Annotated in this window: 19 protein-coding genes, 1 pseudogene and 1 riboswitch; of the genes and pseudogenes, 10 read left to right on the top strand and 10 right to left on the bottom strand. The window is 34.1% G+C overall.

The genetic code is table 11. From position 1 onward, the window contains the following. Nucleotides 1–92: 92 nt before the first annotated feature. On the bottom strand, nt 93–857 hold the full coding sequence (gene fadH / locus AC0NJG_RS06625) for a 2,4-dienoyl-CoA reductase (RefSeq protein ID WP_000660909.1): 765 nt from the start codon (nt 855–857) through the stop codon (nt 93–95). 242 nt (nt 858–1,099) lie between these two features. Here fadH and AC0NJG_RS06620 point away from each other — a divergent pair, with 242 nt between their 5' ends. Continuing rightward, a complete protein-coding gene (locus tag AC0NJG_RS06620) occupies nt 1,100–1,957 on the top strand; it encodes a metallophosphoesterase (RefSeq protein WP_087954440.1) in 858 nt (285 codons plus the stop codon). Between the two features lie 97 nt (nt 1,958–2,054). Continuing rightward, nucleotides 2,055–2,291, top strand: a complete 237-nt coding sequence (locus AC0NJG_RS06615) for a hypothetical protein (protein ID WP_000283744.1) — start codon at nt 2,055–2,057, stop codon at nt 2,289–2,291. A 159-nt stretch (nt 2,292–2,450) separates the two neighbouring features. Here AC0NJG_RS06615 and AC0NJG_RS06610 read toward each other — a convergent pair whose 3' ends face one another. Both AC0NJG_RS06610 and ppx read right to left on the bottom strand, forming a co-directional pair. Continuing rightward, the gene (locus AC0NJG_RS06610; RefSeq protein ID WP_087954439.1) at nt 2,451–4,559 is read right to left on the bottom strand and encodes a polyphosphate kinase; all 2,109 of its coding nucleotides are present in this window, start codon (nt 4,557–4,559) and stop codon (nt 2,451–2,453) included. Between the two features lie 107 nt (nt 4,560–4,666). Next, nucleotides 4,667–6,205, bottom strand: coding sequence for an exopolyphosphatase (gene ppx / locus AC0NJG_RS06605; protein ID WP_087954438.1), 1,539 nt, complete (start codon nt 6,203–6,205; stop codon nt 4,667–4,669). Between the two features lie 177 nt (nt 6,206–6,382). On the opposite strand from ppx, the gene AC0NJG_RS06600 reads away from it, so the two are divergent. Continuing rightward, on the top strand, nt 6,383–6,841 hold the full coding sequence (locus tag AC0NJG_RS06600; RefSeq protein ID WP_000804871.1) for a YkyB family protein: 459 nt from the start codon (nt 6,383–6,385) through the stop codon (nt 6,839–6,841). Nucleotides 6,842–6,872: 31 nt separating this feature from the next. Here the strand turns inward: AC0NJG_RS06600 and AC0NJG_RS06595 are convergent, their stop codons facing one another. Further along, nucleotides 6,873–7,535, bottom strand: coding sequence for a YkyA family protein (locus tag AC0NJG_RS06595; protein WP_087954437.1), 663 nt, complete (start codon nt 7,533–7,535; stop codon nt 6,873–6,875). 623 nt (nt 7,536–8,158) lie between these two features. Continuing rightward, nucleotides 8,159–8,800, bottom strand: a complete 642-nt coding sequence (locus AC0NJG_RS06590) for a diguanylate cyclase domain-containing protein (protein ID WP_000680842.1) — start codon at nt 8,798–8,800, stop codon at nt 8,159–8,161. A gap of 164 nt (nt 8,801–8,964) precedes the next feature. On the opposite strand from AC0NJG_RS06590, the pseudogene AC0NJG_RS06585 reads away from it, so the two are divergent. Further along, nucleotides 8,965–9,194 (top strand): annotated as a pseudogene (locus AC0NJG_RS06585) (hypothetical protein). Nucleotides 9,195–9,225: 31 nt separating this feature from the next. On the opposite strand, the gene AC0NJG_RS06580 reads toward AC0NJG_RS06585, so the two are convergent. Then, nucleotides 9,226–9,726 (bottom strand): hypothetical protein, encoded by a 501-nt coding sequence (locus AC0NJG_RS06580; RefSeq protein WP_087954435.1) that lies wholly within the window; start codon nt 9,724–9,726, stop codon nt 9,226–9,228. A gap of 425 nt (nt 9,727–10,151) precedes the next feature. On the opposite strand from AC0NJG_RS06580, the gene AC0NJG_RS06575 reads away from it, so the two are divergent. From AC0NJG_RS06575 to metE, 3 genes are all read left to right on the top strand, one after another. After that, on the top strand, nt 10,152–11,693 hold the full coding sequence (locus AC0NJG_RS06575) for an MDR family MFS transporter (RefSeq protein WP_087954434.1): 1,542 nt from the start codon (nt 10,152–10,154) through the stop codon (nt 11,691–11,693). A gap of 91 nt (nt 11,694–11,784) precedes the next feature. Further along, complete coding sequence (locus AC0NJG_RS06570) at nt 11,785–12,375, top strand: PadR family transcriptional regulator (protein WP_087954433.1); 591 nt, start codon at nt 11,785–11,787, stop codon at nt 12,373–12,375. Between the two features lie 319 nt (nt 12,376–12,694). Beyond that, nucleotides 12,695–12,882: riboswitch (cobalamin riboswitch) on the top strand. A gap of 128 nt (nt 12,883–13,010) precedes the next feature. After that, complete coding sequence (metE, locus tag AC0NJG_RS06565) at nt 13,011–15,299, top strand: 5-methyltetrahydropteroyltriglutamate--homocysteine S-methyltransferase (protein ID WP_087954432.1); 2,289 nt, start codon at nt 13,011–13,013, stop codon at nt 15,297–15,299. A 37-nt stretch (nt 15,300–15,336) separates the two neighbouring features. On the opposite strand, the gene comJ is transcribed toward metE, so the two are convergent. Both comJ and nucA read right to left on the bottom strand, forming a co-directional pair. Beyond that, on the bottom strand, nt 15,337–15,726 hold the full coding sequence (gene comJ, locus AC0NJG_RS06560; protein ID WP_000424015.1) for a competence protein ComJ: 390 nt from the start codon (nt 15,724–15,726) through the stop codon (nt 15,337–15,339). A 35-nt stretch (nt 15,727–15,761) separates the two neighbouring features. Then, the gene (nucA, locus tag AC0NJG_RS06555) at nt 15,762–16,196 is read right to left on the bottom strand and encodes a DNA-entry nuclease (RefSeq protein ID WP_087954431.1); all 435 of its coding nucleotides are present in this window, start codon (nt 16,194–16,196) and stop codon (nt 15,762–15,764) included. A gap of 236 nt (nt 16,197–16,432) precedes the next feature. On the opposite strand from nucA, the gene AC0NJG_RS06550 reads away from it, so the two are divergent. Next, nucleotides 16,433–17,182, top strand: a complete 750-nt coding sequence (locus tag AC0NJG_RS06550) for a DUF3967 domain-containing protein (RefSeq protein ID WP_087954430.1) — start codon at nt 16,433–16,435, stop codon at nt 17,180–17,182. Nucleotides 17,183–17,235: 53 nt separating this feature from the next. On the opposite strand, the gene kinB is transcribed toward AC0NJG_RS06550, so the two are convergent. Next, nucleotides 17,236–18,510, bottom strand: coding sequence for a sporulation sensor histidine kinase KinB (gene kinB, locus AC0NJG_RS06545; protein WP_474062935.1), 1,275 nt, complete (start codon nt 18,508–18,510; stop codon nt 17,236–17,238). A 309-nt stretch (nt 18,511–18,819) separates the two neighbouring features. On the opposite strand from kinB, the gene AC0NJG_RS06540 reads away from it, so the two are divergent. Together AC0NJG_RS06540 and AC0NJG_RS06535 are read left to right on the top strand one after the other, a co-directional pair. Beyond that, a complete protein-coding gene (locus AC0NJG_RS06540) occupies nt 18,820–19,020 on the top strand; it encodes a hypothetical protein (protein ID WP_000929285.1) in 201 nt (66 codons plus the stop codon). 123 nt (nt 19,021–19,143) lie between these two features. Continuing rightward, nucleotides 19,144–20,307 (top strand): aminotransferase A, encoded by a 1,164-nt coding sequence (locus AC0NJG_RS06535; RefSeq protein ID WP_048550590.1) that lies wholly within the window; start codon nt 19,144–19,146, stop codon nt 20,305–20,307. Between the two features lie 14 nt (nt 20,308–20,321). Here the strand turns inward: AC0NJG_RS06535 and malR are convergent, their stop codons facing one another. After that, nucleotides 20,322–21,344 carry a maltose operon transcriptional repressor MalR gene (malR, locus tag AC0NJG_RS06530; protein WP_087954428.1) on the bottom strand — a complete coding sequence of 341 codons (1,023 nt, stop codon included), beginning with the start codon at nt 21,342–21,344 and terminating at the stop codon, nt 20,322–20,324. Nucleotides 21,345–21,538: the final 194 nt, after the last annotated feature.

The following is a 21,538-nucleotide window of genomic DNA, read 5'->3' as shown; positions in this document are numbered from 1 at the left end:
TGACCTCTTGTAAACACTTTTCTTTCATATGTCACAATTCCGTCACATTTAACCGTGAAAAAATGAATGAAACATTCATTTTTTTATCCCTTTTAAAATGGATATTGATGTAAATGTTGTCCTCCATCCATTGTCATACAAGTTCCATTTATGTACGCAGCTTCATCTGAACATAAATAATAAGCTAGCCCTGCAATTTCTTCTGGCGTACCAAGTCTTCCAAGCGGAACACTTTGTATCGTACGCTTAGCCATTTCTTCTGAAATCCATAATTTATCAGCACCGCCCGTACGTTCAATTGGTCCTGGCGCAATAGCATTAACTCGGATTCCATATTTACGTCCCCACTCAACAGCGAGTGTCTTCGTCATTGCTAATACTCCAGCCTTCGCTGCAGCCGAATGAATAACTCCCGGACCTGCATCCCACGCATATGTTGCTACCATGTTAATGATATTTCCTTTTATACCTTTTTCAATCCAATATTTTCCGACAGCCTGACTACAGTAAAATGTACCGTTTAACACAATATTAATAACCGAATTCCAGCCGTTCACGGATAAATCTTCTGCTGGACAAATAAAGTTTCCAGCTGCATTATTTATTAAAATATCAATTCGTCCAAACTTCTCATCAATCTGTTCAATCATTTTCTGAATATCATCCGTATTTCTTACATCCATTTGTACCGGTAATATTTGTCCTGGAAATTGTTCAATTTCCAATTTTGTTTCCTCTAGTTTTTCCTTTGTACGTCCTGTAATAACAACTCGTGCCCCTTCTTTTGCAAAGCGAGTCGCCATTCCTTTTCCCATTCCGCTCGATCCACCTGTTATAATAACTACTTTTTCTTTCATATATATCCCCTCCCAAAAATGAATACACATTCATTTTATCATTTTATTTAATAGAAATCTTTATATTTTTAAACTTTTCTGATATTTTAACGTAAAGAGGTTTCTTTTTATTCGTTTTTTCGTTTTCTATACTACTTTTACATGATTTAAAATATATTAAAAAAAAACGAAAGGAGATTTGAGTAACCTGTAAATGTAACGAACACATATAATATAAACCAATTAGGTATACTCATATTTTTATGAAGAAAATTACGAGAAGAGATTTTCTAAAAACTGGAATGCGTACGTGTCTATATTCAATTATAACGACTAGCGTCGGATACTATTACGCTAAATATATTGAGCCTCATCTACTCTCTTTTACAGAACATACATTGAAATCACAACTCATACCAAAAAGTTTTCATGGTATGAAGATTCTTCAATTTAGTGATTTACATCTCGGATACTATTTCTCTCTCCAACATTTATCTCAAATCGTTTCTAAAATTAATGCTGTAAAACCCGACATTGTTCTCTTTACTGGTGATCTCATTGATAATTATCAAACATATACTGACACTCCTTTCGTTGCATCCATTTTAAAAAATATACAAGCACCCTTCGGTAAATTTTCTATTTATGGTAACCATGATCACGGCGGATATGGAACGGAATACTACGAACACATCATGCGTGAATCTGGATTTGAACTGTTACTAAACAGTGAAAAGAGAATCCGTCTACTGGATAATAGTGAAATTTCAATTTTCGGTCTTGATGATATACTATTAGGCAAACCAAAAATAAAGGAGACACTACAGCGCGCTCGGAAAAACATTTATAACATTGTTCTTGTTCACGAACCAGATATTGCACCGCAAATTGCTACATATCCAGTTAACTTACAACTTTCTGGTCATAGCCATGGCGGACAAGTACAAATCCCTTTTTTAGGCGCTATTATTACCCCAGCACTTGCTAAAAACTATGTAGAAGGTTTCTATACGATCCAAGATTTAGCTCTCTATGTCAATCGAGGCCTCGGCAGAACACGTGTCCCATTCCGATTTATGGCAAAACCTGAAATAACAATTTTTACGCTCCAACATTCGTAATCATTCGCCTATTTTCTTACATATCCTTTCTTGTACGCGCTCATCCATGTTTCATTTACCATATGATAAAAGTGAGTCCAATAAAGGAGGTTTGTTCATGTATCCATATTATCAACCAATCCCAGTCCGTTCAGCACCTATTGGTCCAGTAGGCGACTCACGCTTCTTTCCGTTTTTTGGCGTCCCATTTCTAGCTGGTATTGCTGGTGGACTGCTTGGCGGAGCATTAGCTTTCGGTCCTAGACCGTATTACCCACCATATCCACCACCTTTCCCACCGCCGACACCTTATCCTTGTTATGGTGGACCTTGTCAACAACCATTCTATTATTAATGTACCGCAACAATTCTACTAATGTTATTTCCTTTCTTAACCGATTCATGATCCATTAACATGCTTATAATAAAAAGTATTCTCTCTACGCATCCTTTATAATAAGTAGAGAACAAAGTAAAAAACCTCTTAAAAAAGAGGTTTTTTACTTTGTTCTCATTATTCAGCATCTGTATTTTGATACGCCATCTTAAATAACTTCACTTGGCTATCAATTTCTTCTGTACTACTATTAATAACATAGTAATAGTCACCAGATTTATTCTGTTCACGTGTTTTCACATTATCAGCTAAAGTAAGCTGTAAAATCGCCTTAATTCGTGCCTTCATTTCAATATCTAATATCGGGAAAGAGATTTCTACACGTTTCTCCATATTTCGTGTCATCCAGTCAGCTGAAGATAAATATATTTTCTCTTCTCCATTATGATGGAAATAATAAATACGGCTATGTTCTAAATATCTCCCCACAACACTAACTACCCGAATATTTTCACTTACATTTGGAATGCCAGGTCGTAGGCAGCATGTTCCTCGAACGATGAGTTCTACCTTTACTCCAGCTTGTGATGCTTCATACATTTTTTTAATAAGTGGTTTATCAGTTAATGAATTCATTTTAGCAATGATATATCCATTTCCATATTGCCTATGATAACGAATTTCTTCATCTATTAACTCCATAAATTGCTCTCTTATATCAAATGGCGCAACCGATAAATGATGAAAATGTGGCTTTGTTGTATAACCACTCAAATAATTAAAGAAATTTGTTGCATCGACCCCAAAGTCTTTCCGTGATGTAATATAGCCAAAATCAGTATATAGCTTTGCGGTTGCATCATTGTAATTTCCGGTTCCAAGATGTACGAACCTTTCAATTTTTCCGTTTTTTCTTCTTACAACTAGCGTAATTTTACTATGTGTTTTCAAATGACTTACACCGTAAATAACATGACAACCCGCCTGTTCTAATTCTTTAGCCCAATGCACATTATTTTCTTCATCAAACCTTGCCTTTAATTCAACCAACACCGTCACTTGTTTCCCTTTTTCAGCCGCTACCTTTAGCGCCTGAATAATTGGAGAATCACCACTTACTCGATATAATGTTTGTTTGATCGCAAGTACATTCGGGTCGTCTGCCGCATCACGAACAAAATCAACTACTGGCTGAAACGATTCAAAAGGATGATGTAATAAAATATCATGTTCGATCGCCTTTTCAAATACATCTTCCTCATCACCTAAGTCTTGAGGAGGTTGCGGAATAAGAGCCGGATATACAAGATGTTCATATAAAGGCGCTAGTTTTTTATATAAAGAAAATAGACATGTTAAATCTAACGGTCCATCCATTATATACACATCTTCATCTTTTACTTCCAACACCTCATATAATAACGCTAATACTCTTTCATCAATGTGTTCTTTGCCGACTTCTAAACGTACAGCAGCTCCCCACTTACGCTTTTTTAATTCTTTTTCAATTACTTTTAATAAATCTCTCGCACCTTCTTCATGAATCGTTAAATCCGCATTGCGTGTAATACGGAAACGAGTAACAGATGATACTTTATATCCAGTGAATAATTTATGAGTAAAACCACTAATTACATCTTCTAATAAAATAAATTTATGCTTTTGCCCTTCACTCGGTAAAAATATGAAACGTTCAAGTAATGAAGGAACTTGTACAATTCCTAACTTCGTACGGTTTTCTTCCTCCACTTGTTTCTCATCATATAACAGAGTAGCTAAATTCAAACTTTTATTTAATAACATAGGAAATGGACGATACGCATCGATAGCTACAGGTGTTAAGACCGGGAAAATTTGCTCATCAAAATACTCTTCTATAAATTCTCTTTGTTCTTTCGTCAAATCATGGAATGTTAAACGCTCAATCCCCTCTAGCTCCAACGCTGGCAACACATAATTTTTAAACGTATCATATTGTACAGTCATTAATTCATGGGCCTTTATCGCAATTTTATTTAATTGCTTTTTTGGTGTTAAGCCAGCCTTATTTTCTGGTTGGTTAAACCCAGCGCTCACTTGATCCTTCAATCCTGCTACACGTACCATAAAGAATTCATCTAAATTGGAGCTAAAAATGCTAATAAACTTTAATCTTTCTAAGAGCGGATTCATTTCATCCTGTGCTTCTTGTAGTACACGTTCATTAAATGCTAACCAACTTAGTTCTCTATTGTTGTAATAAGCTGTATCATTTAAATTGACTATATTCCCCTTCAACATTTCCATCCTCTTCACACTTCCCTTGAAACTTTTTTACTATAATTTAGTTACTTTCATTTTAACAAATTACAATATTCCAAAGTGTTAATTTTTTGTAAAGACATCCGTACAACTTATTGTTTTGATTCAAAGAATAAGTTAATATTCGTTTTCAATACTCTTTCCAGCTGCTTTTTTTGTTTTTCAGCTTGCACTTTTTCCGCTAATGCCGATTGTTCACATACAATTTTAAATGTTAATCCTTCTTTACTTTCTGTTATAGATATCGATTCAACAAGCGATCTTTGTCTTATATTTAGAGCTGCTGAAAATTGTAAAACAGCCCCTAATAGGCGGATTTTTTTTTGTTCGTTTTTATCAAACCATCCTTCAAACGGAGACAGATGTTGTTTGAATAACATTTTTGATTTATAAGACGCAATAAGCGCTAATCTAACTCGCTCTTTATGCATCATACCATCAATTGTTTTATTTGCTAATAAATAAAACGTATGTAAGCGGCTCGCTTCTTCGTCTATATATTTGCCTATATTAAATACTTTCGCTGCTTGATGAAATACTTCCCAGTCTTTTATTGACATAGAAATCAGCTCTGTTTCTTCAAGCTGTTGACAAATTAATCTTCCATGTTTAATAAGCTGCATTACAAATTCCATGTCCATTTCATATTCATGTGATAATAAATACAAACTTTCTTCGACCACGTTCGGATAATATGAAATCCCCAAATCTTTTGTCAACTCTTCATAGAAAACACCTTCTCTTAATCCTTTTCTACTTAATACAAATGCTGGCGCCTCTATAACATTAACAAGCGTATGAAATACTTCGACTGCTGGAACAATTGTATCCGCTCGATCTTTTGCCAATCCTTCCAATTTTTGAAGTTCTATGAACGACAATCCTTCCAATTCTTCTTTCACATTTTTAATATCTTCTTTTTTCATCTTGTATAAATGTACTCCTGCTATAGGATAACAAATTAAATTTTGATGAATTTTCACTAAGTTCCTCGCACTACCACCAATTGCAATAAGGGGCAATTTCTTATCAATTAACCATGGTAATGTTCGAAATTGATATTCTAGGTACGTTTGAAGCTTTTCCATCTCTTCTTCAGTAGGTATATCCTCTTTAATAAATTGTTGCTTTAAAGAAAGTGCCCCAAAGGGAAAGCTATGATACTCTAAAATCTCTCTATTTCGAAAGTATGTAACTTCCGTACTTCCTCCACCAATATCTACTGTAATCCCTTCCGAGAACGAAGTTGAATTCATAACCGCTAAATAGCCGTAACGTGCTTCTTCATATTCTGATAATACTCTAAGAGTAAAGTCTGTTTGTCCTTCAACAAGTTTTTTAATTTCCTCTTGATTCTCAGCCTGCCTAATTGTTGCTGTTGCAACACAAAGTACATGGCGCAACTGATGGAATCGTGTACTTTCTTGAAATTGAAATAATGTTTGTAACAATACCTCTATTCCTTCTTCAATCAACATACCATCGACTAAGTAATTCCTTAACCTTGCAACCACTTTCGTATTTTCAATCTCTTTATAAAAACCTCCGTTTTGCTTTTCATAAATAACTAAACGCATTGTATTAGATCCAATATCTATAATGGCATATTGCTGTTTTAATATTTCTTTCAAACTTCTCACTCTTTCATTATCAAATTTCTAAAACACATTCTATTACTATTATACAAAATAGTTGTTTTTTGTAACAATATTGCTTTAATATTGAAAATATATACAATCACTTTTTGCATATAATAAAAATCGCTTTTACTTATGGTATAATAATGAAAAATTGAAAGGAGATTCAATATGAAACCTTCACAACCACAATCTCAATTACAAAACCAACATTCTATTAATCGACTAGCTCAATCTGTTTTCGTTGTGAATCGTCATGCTAAAGCTGCAACTAATCCGAAGTATTTATACTGGTTAAAAAAGACAGCTTTAGAACGCTTAATTACTGAAAAAAAAGCTATTAAAGAAGGATTACATTTCTCTAGAAATCCACGTTTTAGCCAACAACAATCTGATGTTCTTATACGTTTAGGTGATTACTTTTTCCATATTCCTCCTACAAAAGAAGATTTTCGAATCCTACCACATCTCGGTCATCTTGAATCCTCCTATCGAAATCCGAAAACAACCTTATCTTTAACAGTAGCAAAAAAAACACTTCAAGATTATATTGGTCCTGAAGCGCTAAAACAAGAAAAAAAATTAAGTGAACCTGTCCCATGGTATAGTCGTACCTATACAAAAAAATAAAACAGTTTGGCCAATTGTAGGCCAAACTGTTTTATTTTTTCTCTTCTTTAATTTTAATATTTGCTTGTTTATAAAAAGCTATTTTTTCTGTATTATAAGATTTCGTAAATTCATTAAACTTGTCTTTTTCTGATTCAATATCTTTATAAGACTGATTTACTACTTTTACTTTTTCACTAATATCTTTTAATTTTGTCCCTTTATCTTGTAGCATTGTATATAATTCTTTTTCTTGTTTTAACGATTTATTATAGCTATCATACATTTTGTTAAATGAATCATGTCGTTTCTCATATGTGCTTTTCACTTTATCCGCTTGATCTTTCAATTTCTTATCTTCAATTTTCTTCACATATTTATCTGCCGATTTCACTTCTTCTTGTGCCTTATTTAAAGATTCTTTTTCTTTTTTAAGCACTTTTTCTCGTTCATCTGTATTTTTCACTGCTTGGTTTAGTTTTTCCTTAACAGTTTGATTATTATCTTTTCCTTCTTGAACAATCTGGTTATATAATTCTTGTCCCTGTTTCTCTAAAGTTTCAAGTTTTTTTGCATCTTCAAACATTGTTTTTTCTTGCTTTGCAGCATTTTCAAATGCAACATATAATTCCTCTTCTGGTTTCGGCCCGAAACAACCCGCTAGTAAAGTCATTGATAATGCAGTTACAATTGCTAATTTACTATATTTCAACATCTTTTTCCTCCTACTTATATACGATCATCGTGTAAAAAGCTATGAAATTATATATCCTTCTATAAACTCCACACTCGCACCTTTTTCACGAAAATCATTCATATTGTTTATAATGCTTGTACAAATTGTATTACTTGAAATTACATTTTCCGTTTTTGGACTAAATAGCAGTTCCATATCCATCTTTTACTTGGCACTTTTTAAAACCTATTAATATTATGTATTACATAAAAGTACAACGGAATTCATCACAACCATAATAATTTGAAGAACAACAGTAATCATTCACCTGATAAAAGATGTTCGTTGTTCTCTCACGTCTATCATTCCCTTTCCCGCTTTCTATCAAATAATCTCTTTGTTCATTTTACACAGTATAAATGCTATCTTGCAACTATTCCCTAAAAAGGAAAAGTGTAGAGTATGCTTTCCTCTACACTTTTAAAGTGAAACACATTGTGCAAAATGCATTGACACATCCATCATAATTATATGCCTATTTCATATATTTTTAAAGACTTTTATTACAAAAAAAGTTCTTTTTGTAATAAAAGTCAAAAAAATGTTACAATCAAAAACTTCTTCATATCATATTTCTTTACATCAAAGTTTTACTTATTTTCTTACGAATTTCTATGCTGGTACAATTGATTTTGTGCCTTTCTTAACAATTCTTCAAACGTTTTTCCTTCTATTGGATAACTAGCAGCCCCAAATAATAGAGTCATACTTAACAAGCCATTTTCTATTTCACTTTCAATATTTTTCATTAATCGGTTTGTTATTGTCGATTTTTCATGTCCGTTATCGATCGCCACAATAACATACTTATTTTCATCCCACTTCGTAACGACATCGCCTTTACGAATTGTCTTTACAATCGTACTCTCCAATTTTTGTACTAACACCTCCAATTTTTTTTCTTGCACTGTTTCTTTTAATCCTTTCCATTCTTTCACAGAAAGAATGTACACTGTAATATTATGAGAATCCCGTTCTGATAAAGCAGCTACTTTCTCAAAAAAATCAACTACAAAATCATTACTTGCCATTCCCCCTACTTCCGTATCCATACGCCCACTCGCTCTTTTATCATACCAATGTCCAAAATAATAGCTGAGTATCATTTGCAATATATAAATAATAAAGACGGTATAAAATGATCGCGAATCCAGTTTTGTAATTACATCCTGAAGCGCAATCCATTCTGTAACTGCCACTGTATTCCCAAGTAATAATCCACTAATTTTCCCTTTATGTTTCATACTTCTCCTCCCTTCTATACCAATATATGTTTCTATAACAATTATGTTTTTCTACAAAATAAAAAATGTACATATTGAGTGTATATTTCCGCTTAAGCTTGTCTACCATTTCTATTCTATTTCATATATATACCATACATTATTTTAGAAATATGGTGACCTACATGCTACAAAAGAAGAATCTATCAGATATTATACGTTTACTATCAGGTTTTCTGTTGTAGCTAAAATTATTATTTAATTCTTTCGGAGTAAACTTCATTACATACAATCAAATTGACGCTATTGTAAATTTTGTTCCCTTTCTTTTCATTCCATCTTTAGTTATACAAATATGGAATGAAAAGAAAGGAATCGAACAAAAAAGGGACTCAAAAAGGAAAACCTGCACTAAAAAAGGAACCTTTCATACAGGTTCCTTTTTATCATTGTCGCACCACAACTTCATTTGTTTGCAGCGGACCATATGATACTCCGTTATATTGAAATGTATATGTAGCCTGAAATAGTGTGTTTTTGAGTTCTTTATCTTTATTTGCTTTTATTTTACAAATTAATTCTACCTTCTCATTTGGTAATAAATTATCGATTCTCCACCTTACAAGCTGGAACAGAAACTCGCTCATTCCCTTATCCGCCTTTAATGAATTTGGAATATATGCAAAATAATCTCGAATCATATGACTTACTACAACTCGTGAAATCATTTTCATTCCTTTATTTTCAACTTCAATTCGAATAATAAGTATGTCGTTTACATCATAGGTCAGTTCATATGAAAATTTTTCTTTATACATACTACGGATTTGTAATGTAACTGCTACGTTAGGACATTCGTTTTCCTTTTTTGAGCCATCAATCCATAATACCGGTTGTAGCGGTATTGAACGCCTTCCTTGATCCGGAATTCGTTTCCATATTTTCATAATAATATTCACCCCATTTCAGATGCATCATATCCATACGACCTTATTCTGCCTCTCTACACAATATTAATAAAGCTCGTTACAAACTATATATAGTTATTACTCTTCCTTTTATCCTATTCGACAAAGTAAAGAAAAAACCATTTTTCATCTGTTAACAGCAGGTATTCTTACTGAAATATTTTTTTACAATTTCCTTCATTGACTTTTTACCAATACTAAGTATTACTCACTCTTTCGCTGTCCATACAACAGAATATTTTGACGGAAGAAAAAGTTTGCCTTTTAGTCAAATTTGACTATAATATTCTTTATGGCTTTGTCAGTGCACTTGTGTAAATTGATTTTTAAAAATATATTTATAATTTTTATACGCTGCACTCAAAACTTAATATAGTTTACTTATTATTAAAGGAGGGTTATCTTTGGAATCACAATTATCAAAAAAAGACTCCAGCAAGACAAAATTTGTTGTTGCGGGTTTACTACTTGGTATTTTAATGGCGGCAATGGATAATACAATCGTTGCAACAGCAATGGCAACAATCGTTGGAGACCTAGGAGGATTTGACAAGTTCGTTTGGGTCACGTCTGCATATATGGTTGCAACAATGGCAGGAATGCCTATCTTCGGAAAACTTTCTGATATGTACGGACGGAAACGCTTTTATATTGGTGGCCTTATTCTTTTCTTGTTCGGTTCTGCACTTTGCGGAACAGCATCTAGTATTGAGCAACTAAGTATTTATAGAGCAATTCAAGGAATTGGTGGCGGCGCTCTTATGCCTATCGCCTTCACTATTATGTACGACATATTCCCACCAGAAAAGCGCGGAAAAATGACAGGGCTATTCGGTGCTGTTTTCGGGACATCTAGTGTATTCGGCCCTTTATTAGGTGCTTATATTACAGACTATATAAGTTGGCACTGGGTCTTCTATATTAATATTCCATTAGGACTTATCTCCTTCTTCTTCATTACGAAATATTACAGTGAATCTCTAGAATTTAGAAAACAAAAAATTGATTGGGCTGGCGCTATTACACTTGTTGTTAGTATCGTTTGCTTAATGTTCGCCTTAGAACTTGGTGGTAAAGAATACGCATGGAATTCCACTGTGATTATCGGCTTATTTACAACAGTTGTTATTATGCTTATTATTTTCTTCTTCGTAGAACGAAAAGCAACCGAACCTATCATTTCTTTCCATCTATTTAAAAAACCTTTATTCGCAGCTAGCCAAGGTGTTGCCTTTTTCTATGGTGCCGCTTTTATCATCTGTACAGTTTATATCCCAATCTTCGTTCAAGGTGTTCTCGGCGGTTCAGCCTCAAATGCTGGATTAATTTTAACACCTATGATGGTTGGCTCTGTAATTGGAAGTCAAACAGGTGGACAGTTAGCTTCTCGAACAAGTTATCGTAACATTATGATGGCATCTGGCTTTTTCTTCGTTCTTGGTATTTATTTACTAAGCACTTTAACAATGGACACACCACGCCTACTCGTAACACTATTTATGGTTCTCGCTGGACTTGGTGTTGGTTTCTCTTTCTCAGTTTTAAGTATGTCTTCGATTCACAAATTAGAAATGAGAGACCGTGGTTCTGCTACATCAACAAACTCATTTTTCCGTTCACTCGGTATGACTCTTGGTGTAACGATTTTCGGTACAATTCAAAATCACATTTTTACAGATAAACTAAACACTCTCTTCCCTCCTGAACTAGCAAAATTAGCTCCAAAGGGTGGAGACACAAGTTTCTTATTATCACCAGGTGCTACCGATAAAATACCAGCTGAAATATTAACTGGTATTAAAGAAGCTCTAGCTACATCTATTGCCAGTACATTCTTCTGGGCACTGATTCCAGCTGTACTAAGTATTATTTGCATTTTACTTATGGGAAATGAGCGTCTTTTTACAGGACCAAAAACGAAACAAAAACAAAAGCAAGTAAGCTAATATATAGAAAAGAAACGGCATATCCCTTTATGAAAACGGATATGCCGTTTATAATATGTATAAAGTTTTTATATATAGGAGTTGAGACAGCATGAGCATGAAATTAGTCATTCTCGGCTTGCTACTCGAAGGAGATAAACATCCATATGAAGTGCAACACATCATGAAAGAACGACAAATGGACTGTTACATTAAATATGCAAAAGGATCACTTTACTATGCCTTCGAGCAATTAGAAAAACAAGGGGCAATTCGTGTTACAACTATTGTTCGAGATACAAATAGACCAGATAAAACAATTTTTCATATAACAGATGAAGGTAAACGGTTATTTCACACGTTACTATTAAAACAATTCGAGGCAAAAAATCAAATATATAAACCAATTTATTCGGCACTCTCTTTCGCGCATTTTGGTGATGATCAAGAGTTAATTCCCATTTTAGAAAAAAAGAAAAATGATACCGTTCAATATTTACATAACATGCAAACTATTTATGACTGTAGCAAAGGAAAAATCCCACGCGCACAACTATATATTTTGCAAAGCGTTATTGAACATATTACAGTTGAATTGCAATGGTTAAACACCCTTCTTGCAGATGCTGTTGTCGGGCGACTTTCAGAAATTGATATAGATGAAGGTTTAACTTATAAAGACGAAACTGTAAAAAGACAATAAAGTTATTTTATTTCAAAGTCTAAAACAAGTATAAACCCCTTCTAATTTAGGATGGGGTTATACTTGTTTAATTTTCTATATAAGATGAACAGATTATTTAATAACATAACTGGCATCTTATCTATGTACAGGTACTCTTTTCTTTGTAAATTTAATCGCACTCCCTTTCAATCCCCCTCATTTTTCTTACCTTTAAAAAAGTTAGAAAAATAAAAAAAATCAAAATAAAAAACTTTAGAATTTTCTTATTTTAAAACAGTAGACAAAATTCTAAAAATTGTGTTAGAATTTGTTTCAATATCATATCGCTTGTTAAATTCCTTTCAAAAGGAAAATGGGTACACGAACAGTTTGTTTCGTGTTTAAAAGGGAAGCTTGGTGAAACTCCAACACGGTCCCGCCACTGTAAATGCTGAGATTTCTTTTTGATGCCACTGTGAAAACGGGAAGGTGAAAGAAATCATATGAAGCATAAGTCAGGAGACCTGCCTGTTTTAACAACACTGATAGATTCACGGATGATGATGAGGTGTTAAAACAAAAAGGAAGGCTTATTTTCTATGCCTTTATGCTTTTTGTTATAGGTATTTCCTAGTAAACGGAAATGCTTACTTTCAATTAGGGAGGAATTTGAAATGGCAATTCAAACAAGTAACTTAGGTTATCCACGTATCGGACTACAACGAGAGTGGAAAAAAACATTGGAAGCTTTTTGGTCTAATAAAATCGATGAAGAACAATTTTTAACAACAATGAAAGAAATTCGTCTTCAACACGTTAAAGCACAGCAAGAAAAAGGAATTGAACTTATTCCAATTGGCGACTTTACATATTACGATCACGTTTTGGATACTGCTTATATGCTAGGATTTATCCCATCACGTTTTTCTGAGTTTACATCTTACCTTGATGTATATTTCGCAATGGCGCGTGGCTCTGAAGATCACGTAGCTTCCGAAATGACAAAATGGTTTAACACAAACTATCATTATATCGTTCCAGAATATGAAGAGGGATTACAAATCTCTTTAAAAGATAATCGTCCACTTCGCTTATACGAAGAGGCAAAACAAGAATTAGGAGTAGATGGAAAACCTGTTATTTTAGGACCATATACTTTCTTGAAATTAGCTAAAGGCTATACACAAGAACAATTCGCGACTATTTTAAAACAATTAGTTGCACCATACGTACAATTGCTTTCAGAACTACATGTAGCTGGTGCACAAATCATTCAAGTTGATGAACCGATTTTCGCTTCTTTAACGAAAGAAGAAATTCAACAAGCAAAAGAAATTTATGAAGCTATTCGTAAAGAAGTTCCAAATGCGAATCTTCTTTTACAAACATATTTTGATAGTGTAGAAGAAAACTATGAAGAAATTATTACATTCCCAGTATCAAGTATTGGATTAGATTTCATTCATGGTAAAGAAGGTAATCTACGTGCTATTTCAAAATATGGATTCCCAGCTGATAAAACTTTAGCTGTTGGTTGTATAGATGGCCGTAACATTTGGAGAGCCGATCTTGATGAAGTTCTTACGTTATTTACAACGTTACAAAAACAAGTCCAAACGAAAGATTTCATCGTTCAGCCTTCTTGTAGCTTATTGCATACGCCAATCGATAAAACAGAAGAAACTCACTTATCGACTGAGCTATTTGATGCGTTGGCATTTGCAAATCAAAAATTAGAAGAGTTAGTTCTTATTCATTCCGCTCTAACTCAAGGTACAGAAAGCATTCGTAATGAGCTGGAAACATATCGAAATGTACATCATACAATTCGTTCATCTGCTGCACGTAACCGAGAAGATGTCAAAGCAGCACGAACAGCACTAAAAGAAGAAGATTTTTCACGACCTCTTCCATTTGAAAAACGATATGAATTGCAACAAGTTGCCCTGAAGTTACCGTTGTTACCAACAACAACTATCGGTAGCTTCCCGCAAACAACTGAAGTTCGCCAAACGCGAAAAGAATGGCGTAACGGTGTTATTTCAAATGAACAATACGAACAATTTATTGAAAAAGAGACAGAAAAATGGATTCGTTACCAAGAAGAAATTGGTCTTGATGTTCTTGTACATGGTGAATTTGAAAGAACTGACATGGTCGAATATTTTGGTGAACGCCTTGCTGGTTTCTCATTCACTAAAAACGGTTGGGTGCAATCATACGGTTCCCGCTGTGTAAAACCACCCGTTATTTATGGTGATGTAGCCTTTATTAACGGAATGACTATTAAGGAAACTGTTTATGCACAAAGCTTAACAGAGAAAGTTGTAAAAGGAATGTTAACTGGACCGGTTACGATTTTAAATTGGTCCTTCGTTCGAAATGACATTCCAAGAAAAGAAGTTTCATATCAAATTGCATTAGCTCTTCGTCATGAAATTGAACTACTTGAATCTTCCGGAATTCGAGTAATTCAAGTCGATGAGCCAGCACTTCGTGAAGGAATGCCACTAAAAGAAAAAGATTGGGACGCTTATATTACATGGGCAGTACAATCCTTCCTTTTAGCCACTTCATCTGTAGCAAATGAAACACAAATTCATACTCATATGTGTTACAGTAACTTCGAAGATATCGTTGATGCGATTCGCGCATTAGATGCAGATGTGATTTCTATCGAAACATCAAGAAGTCACGGTGAATTTATTGATACATTAAAACATACAACATATGAAAAAGGCATCGGTCTAGGTGTATATGATATTCATAGCCCACGTGTACCAAGTAAAGATGAAATGTATAAAATCGTAGAACAATCTTTAAAAGTATGCGATCCTAAATATTTCTGGATTAATCCTGATTGTGGTTTAAAAACGAGAAGAACAGAAGAAGTTATTCCAGCTTTAGAGCACATGGTGCAAGCGGCAAAAGACGCTCGTTCCTTGCTAAAAACAAACGCATAATAAAAATGGGGTATCCTTTTTGAGGATACCCCATTTTTTATTCTTTACTTTCAAAAAAGAATTCATATTGTATTTTATATAATTCATCATCCGTTGGTTCTTCAAGAGGTGTTGCTTGTAATACAACCGTATACTCACCATTTGGAATAGGGATTTGAAATTTATTTGAAAGAATACTTGTTACAACGATACATTCATTTTCAACTGTAAAAGGAACTGTAACCGTTCTAATCACTTCTTCTTTCTCAATATGTTTCCCTGGGGTCACTTTTACTTCACAAGTATAATCAGAGAGTGCTTCAAAAATAACAGTTCCGTCCGCCTTCGCATAACCTCTCTCAAAATCCTCATCCGTCCAGTCAACGTAAGGCTGATCACCGTCATAGTTCATCAACATTAATTGCGAATACGAAATTGTTAACTCCATCGTTCCCTTCTCCTTCATTATGAAATATGCAACTACTACTTTACGTCAAATTTCACACGCGTACCATCTGGGTATTTATCTAACTTATTCCCTACCCAAGAGCCTGCTCCGCGGTTATCGGCTGGACTTATATATTCAATATGTGCTCCTTTTCCACCTTCTTTACACATCGCCATTGGCCATTCATCACGATCATACCCTTTTTTTGATGGGTATGGAGCTAACGATAATTTTCTTCTATCCGCAGCGCCACCACGGTCGATTGTACAAACTTCTGAATGTCCTTCTTTTATAGCATCCGTAATATGTTTCCCTGTCTCTGGATATCGATCTTTCGGAAATTCTAGAACTTGATCATACGCATTTGTTTTTTTAATACTTGTTTCCTCTGGAACAAGCACTTCATACACCGCTACTAGAATAGAAAGAATTGCAATAATTGAAATGATAATACCTTTTAATTGTTTCATGTATACCTCCGTGATTCTACCTGTTTCTTTTCCTCAATTATTATAACAAACTTCTCCTGTATATGTTTTCAGACATTATTTTAGCTCTTCTTCGCCATTCCGCCAAAAACTCTCATTTTTCTTCATCTTTTCACTAATGCTGTAGAAAACTAATAACCTTCCGACATTCTTTTTCAAAGGAAGTCCTCATAAAAGATTGAAATGATATATACGATACTTTTTGGGGAGGAAATATCATGGAAGCTACCTATAAAACGAAAGATGTGACGAATAAAACAGGCATCCCAAAACATATAGTCCGCAAATATAGTCAACTGTTAGAGGAACATGGTTATATGATTTCCAAAACAGCTGATGCTCGTATTTATAAACTTGATGATTTAAAACTATTGAAATCTATACACGAAAGAGTTGCTACATTGCAAGAGGACCTTTCAGAAACGATACCAATTATTTTAAAAGAAAAAGAAGCCCCACCTGTACCAGTTATACAAGATAAGCCAGAGATACAACCGAAAGAAAAAGAAGATGGGCGTAACTTTGAGGAGTTCATGTTAAAACTTGAAATGCTTGCTCAGTTAAACGAAGCAATTATTCATCAAAATTCTACTCTTATTACCCAAAATCGTTTAAAAGATGAAAAGCTAGATGAATTGATGCAACAAGTTTATGTAAAAGAAGGCTCTCAAGAAAAAATGCTACAAGAGTTAGTGGATCATGCCGCTCAAACAGATGCCCTGCAAAAAGAAAAGATGGACTTATTAATGAATCATATGTATAAACGAGAATCTAAACAAGAAGAAAAAATGAATAAACTCGTAAACCAAATTTATAATAAAGATAGCAACCGTGATGCACAACTTATGCAAGTAATTCGCGAAATTCAAGAAACAAAAAGATTAGTCGCCGCTTCAAAAGAACAAAGCTTTTTCCAATCATTTAGAAGTTTATTTAGCCGAACAAAACAAGAAAAAACAACTGAATAACATAATATATTTTTTCTAATATAAAATAAAAAGTTACCTTCTATCGGTAACTTTTATTCCTTATTTCTTACAGCTGGCAATATAATAATCGCTTCCGTTCCTTTCCCACTTTCGCTTTTATATTCCAGCGTACCATTATGCGCTTGTAAAATACTAAATGTTACCATTAGCCCTAATCCTGTCCCTTTTTCTTTTAAAGAATAATACGGTTGTCCGAGCCTTGCTAATTGTTCTTTCGTCATCCCAACACCACTATCTTTAACTCTTATTACAATCGTTTCATCTTTTTGCATAGCCGTTACTTTTAAATATCCTTTATTTCCTTGAATTGCTTCAATACCATTTTTAACAACATTCATAATAGCTTGTTTCAATTTCGTTTTATCACCGATCGTATAAAGACTTTCAGAAATCTCAACTTGCAAATATACACCTTGCATCGCTGCAAATGATGACATAAGAGTTGTCATCTCTATTAATTGAGCGGATAAGCAAATATGTTCTTTTTTCTCAATTTGTGGTCTTGCTAAATTTAAATAATCTGAAATAATTTGTTCTGCCCGGTCCAATTCAGCTAATACGAGACGCATATAATCCTTATTCTTCACATCTTCCGTACTTTCTAGCAATTGAATAAAACCACGAACAACAGTGAGCGGATTTCGAACCTCATGTGCAACACTTGCTGCTAACTCACTTACAATATTAAGTTTCTCTGACTTTTGCATCTCTGTACGTAGTATTGCATTTTCATTTAAATATTCTGTTAAGTACACCTGAAATACCATTGTCATAACCATAATAAGCGAAGCAAATATATATCCGCTATATAAGTGCGAAACATATGGTGTAAACCCCGTTTCTAACAGAACGTTAATCATGCCAATCACTAAAGAAACAAGTACGTACAATGATGAAATTATAAATGCTAAAATTAACTTCTTATCCCTTGAAAATAGAGACCATTTCTTTGATAAAAATAATGGAACTATCAATAGGAATATTACTTCTATGACTGGAAGAAGGTTTATGCCCTTTAGTGCCCATTCATAGGCAACATAAATAACGGCCGGGATTAAACCAACAATCCCACCATATAGAAAACCACTAACAATCGGGATTGGGTGAAAGTTATACCCACAAACGGCCCCAAAACAAATAGAGTATGTCATAGAGAGAACGAGTGTAATGCTAGATAAAAACATAATAAAGTAGCGGTTCGGCTTCGGAGGCATTTCTTGATAACGATTTAAACGAATCGCTTCGTATAAAAATAGCGGCAAAATAATGATGGCAATTTGGATCATTAAATCACGGATAAGCTCCATAGCCTCTCATCCCCTATATGTATTTTGATATGATTATATCATTTTACAGGTTTATTTGTTTTAAAATTTTGATTTTTCTTAACATATTTGTTAATTCTTTGTTAACAACGCATAATAATTGTTACAGATTTTCGAAATGAATGTAAACCCTGTACCAAATTTCTGCCCGACAGTATACAATGAATACGGATTACAAAGAAAATAAAAAATACTTCATGAGATGGACAACTATAGCAAAATACAGCATATAATCCATACTATCTATGTTTACAAATAAGTGATCATTATTTTAGTAGGAGGAAGATAAATATGGCGGGTACTACGCTTGTTTTAAAAGAAGAAAATTTGGTTGTTCTAGAAAATGTTGAAAAATCAGTATATGAAGAGTTACAGCATAAAACAGGAGAAGAAAATTGCACATGCGCTGTGAATGAATCAGTTGTTCACCTTGGCAAAGTATCCTCTGTACTTTGGAATGAAGATGAAATAGATTGGGAGTACGGATATTAAAAAGTCGCTTACAGCGGCTTTTTTTCTATTATCCCTCTCTTTCTACGTAACATATACGCAAGCGAAATCATAGAAAATATGTTAAAATGAACTTAATTTTCAAACGGAAGAAAGGGAGATACAATGGAACAATTCATTAACCCTAGAGTGAAGGACATCCAAATTTCTGGAATCCGTCAATTCTCTAACATGATTCAAAACTATGATAATCTTATCTCTTTAACAATTGGACAACCTGATTTTCCTACACCTTCTCTCGTAAAAGAAGCGGCAAAACGGGCTATTACAGAAAATTATACAAGCTATACACATAACGCTGGTTTACTAGAATTACGCAAGGCAGCTTGTAACTTTGTAAAAGATAACTACGATTTACATTATTCACCTGAAAACGAAACCATCGTTACAATCGGTGCTAGTGAAGCAATTGATGTTGCATTTCGAACGATTCTAGAGCCAGGAACAGAAGTCATCTTACCTGCTCCCATTTATCCAGGATACGAACCTATTATTCGATTATGCGGTGCAACGCCTGTATTTATAGATGTTCGTGAAACTGGCTTCCGTTTAACAGCCGATGCACTAAAAAATGCCATTACAGAAAAAACAAGATGCGTCGTACTTCCATATCCTTCTAATCCAACTGGTGTAACTTTATCAAAAGAAGAACTACAGGATATTGTAAATGTTTTAAAAGATAAAAATATTTTCGTCCTTTCTGATGAAATTTATAGCGAACTTGTATATGAACAAACACATACATCGATCGCTCATTTCCCAGAAATGCGCGAAAAGACTATCGTCATTAACGGTTTATCAAAATCGCATTCTATGACTGGCTGGCGTATCGGTCTATTATTCGCACCAGACTATTTAGCTGGGCATATATTAAAAGTTCATCAATACAACGTAACGTGCGCTACTTCAATCGCTCAATATGCTGCAATTGAAGCATTAACAGCTGCTAAAGATGCACCAAAAATGATGCGTCATCAATACAAAAAACGCCGTGATTACGTATATAATAGACTCATTCAAATGGGCTTAACAGTTGAAAAGCCAACCGGTGCATTTTACTTATTCCCATATGTTGGCCATTTAACATCTTCATCATTTGATTTTGCACTTGATCTTGTGAAAGAAGCTGGACTTGCCGTCGTTCCCGGAACAGCATTCTCTGAATATGGGGAAGGCTACCTTCGCTTGTCCTATGCGTATAGTATTGAAACTTTAAAAGAAGGCTGTGACCGTTTAGAAGCCTTTCTACAAAAAAAAGCTAAGAGTTAAACTCTTAGCTTTTTTTATGCATAATGATCACAAGTTTGACGCTTCAGTAATTTATGCGGAATAATGATACACTTTGCAGTAGACTCTGCATTCTCTACTTTATCAACTAAAGCTTTTGCAGCTTCATATCCTAGCTGATATATATTCACATCAACTGTTGAAAGTGGCGGACTCGAAATTTCTGATAATAAAGCATTATTAAAACTTACAATTGAAACATCCTTCGGTACAACAAATCCTTTTTTAGAAAGTGCACTTAGCACACCAAGTCCAATTAGATCATCCGTTGCCATAATTGCTGTCGGTGGTTGCTTCAATCCCATTAATTCCTCCACGGCTTGTTGACCACTTTCTCTTGAAAAATCAAAATGTAAAATATACTCTTTTGGTAATACAATGTCTGCTAATTTTAAAGCATCACTCATACCAGCCAAACGATCCCTCGTTACAAGTAAATCTGATCCACCGCCGATGAACGCGATTTGTTTATGACCTAATGAAATTAAATATTCTGCCACTTCTCTTGCAGCTGTATAATTGTCATTATCTACATATGTAATTTCATCTTTTCGATCATATGGTTTCCCAATTAAAACAAACGGGAAATTTTGTTTATGTAAATATTGAATAATCCGATCATTCTCTCTTGAATATAAAAGAATAATACCACCAATTTGGCGCCCTTGCACCATCTTTACAACACCATTAAAAATTTCATCTTCCGTTTCACCTGTCGACATATAAAGTGCATACCCTTCCACATGTGCAAATGAACTAATCCCTCTTATAACTTCTGGGAAAAACGGATTTTGAAAAGCTTTACTTGCAGAACTTGGCATAACAAGGCCAAGTGTTTTTGTTGTTTGGTTAGCTAGGTTTCTTGCGTTTAAATTAGGATGATACCCTAGTTCACTCATTACTTTCCGAACACGACGCTTTGTTTTTTCACTTATACTTGGATTATCAGCAATTACACGAGAAACGGTAGATGGTGCTACATTCGCCTTCTTCGCCACATCTTTAATTGTAACTGTCATAAAAATCCCCCTCCTTTCACTTCTCTGCCATTTTATATATTTTCATCTTGCACCCGTTGCAAGTAATAGGAGAAGTCATAAACTTTCATTGATTCTATCTTGTAAAACCTATCATATTCTCCCTCTCCATGTATTGTAAGGGATAGAGCTCTTTTTTCCTATACTATAATATACTATTTATTTCACTTCTTTTC

The organism is Bacillus sp. SSR7 (assembly GCF_055902415.1).
Note: the sequence above shows the minus strand (reverse complement) of the source record. Positions and strands in the feature narration are given on the sequence as shown.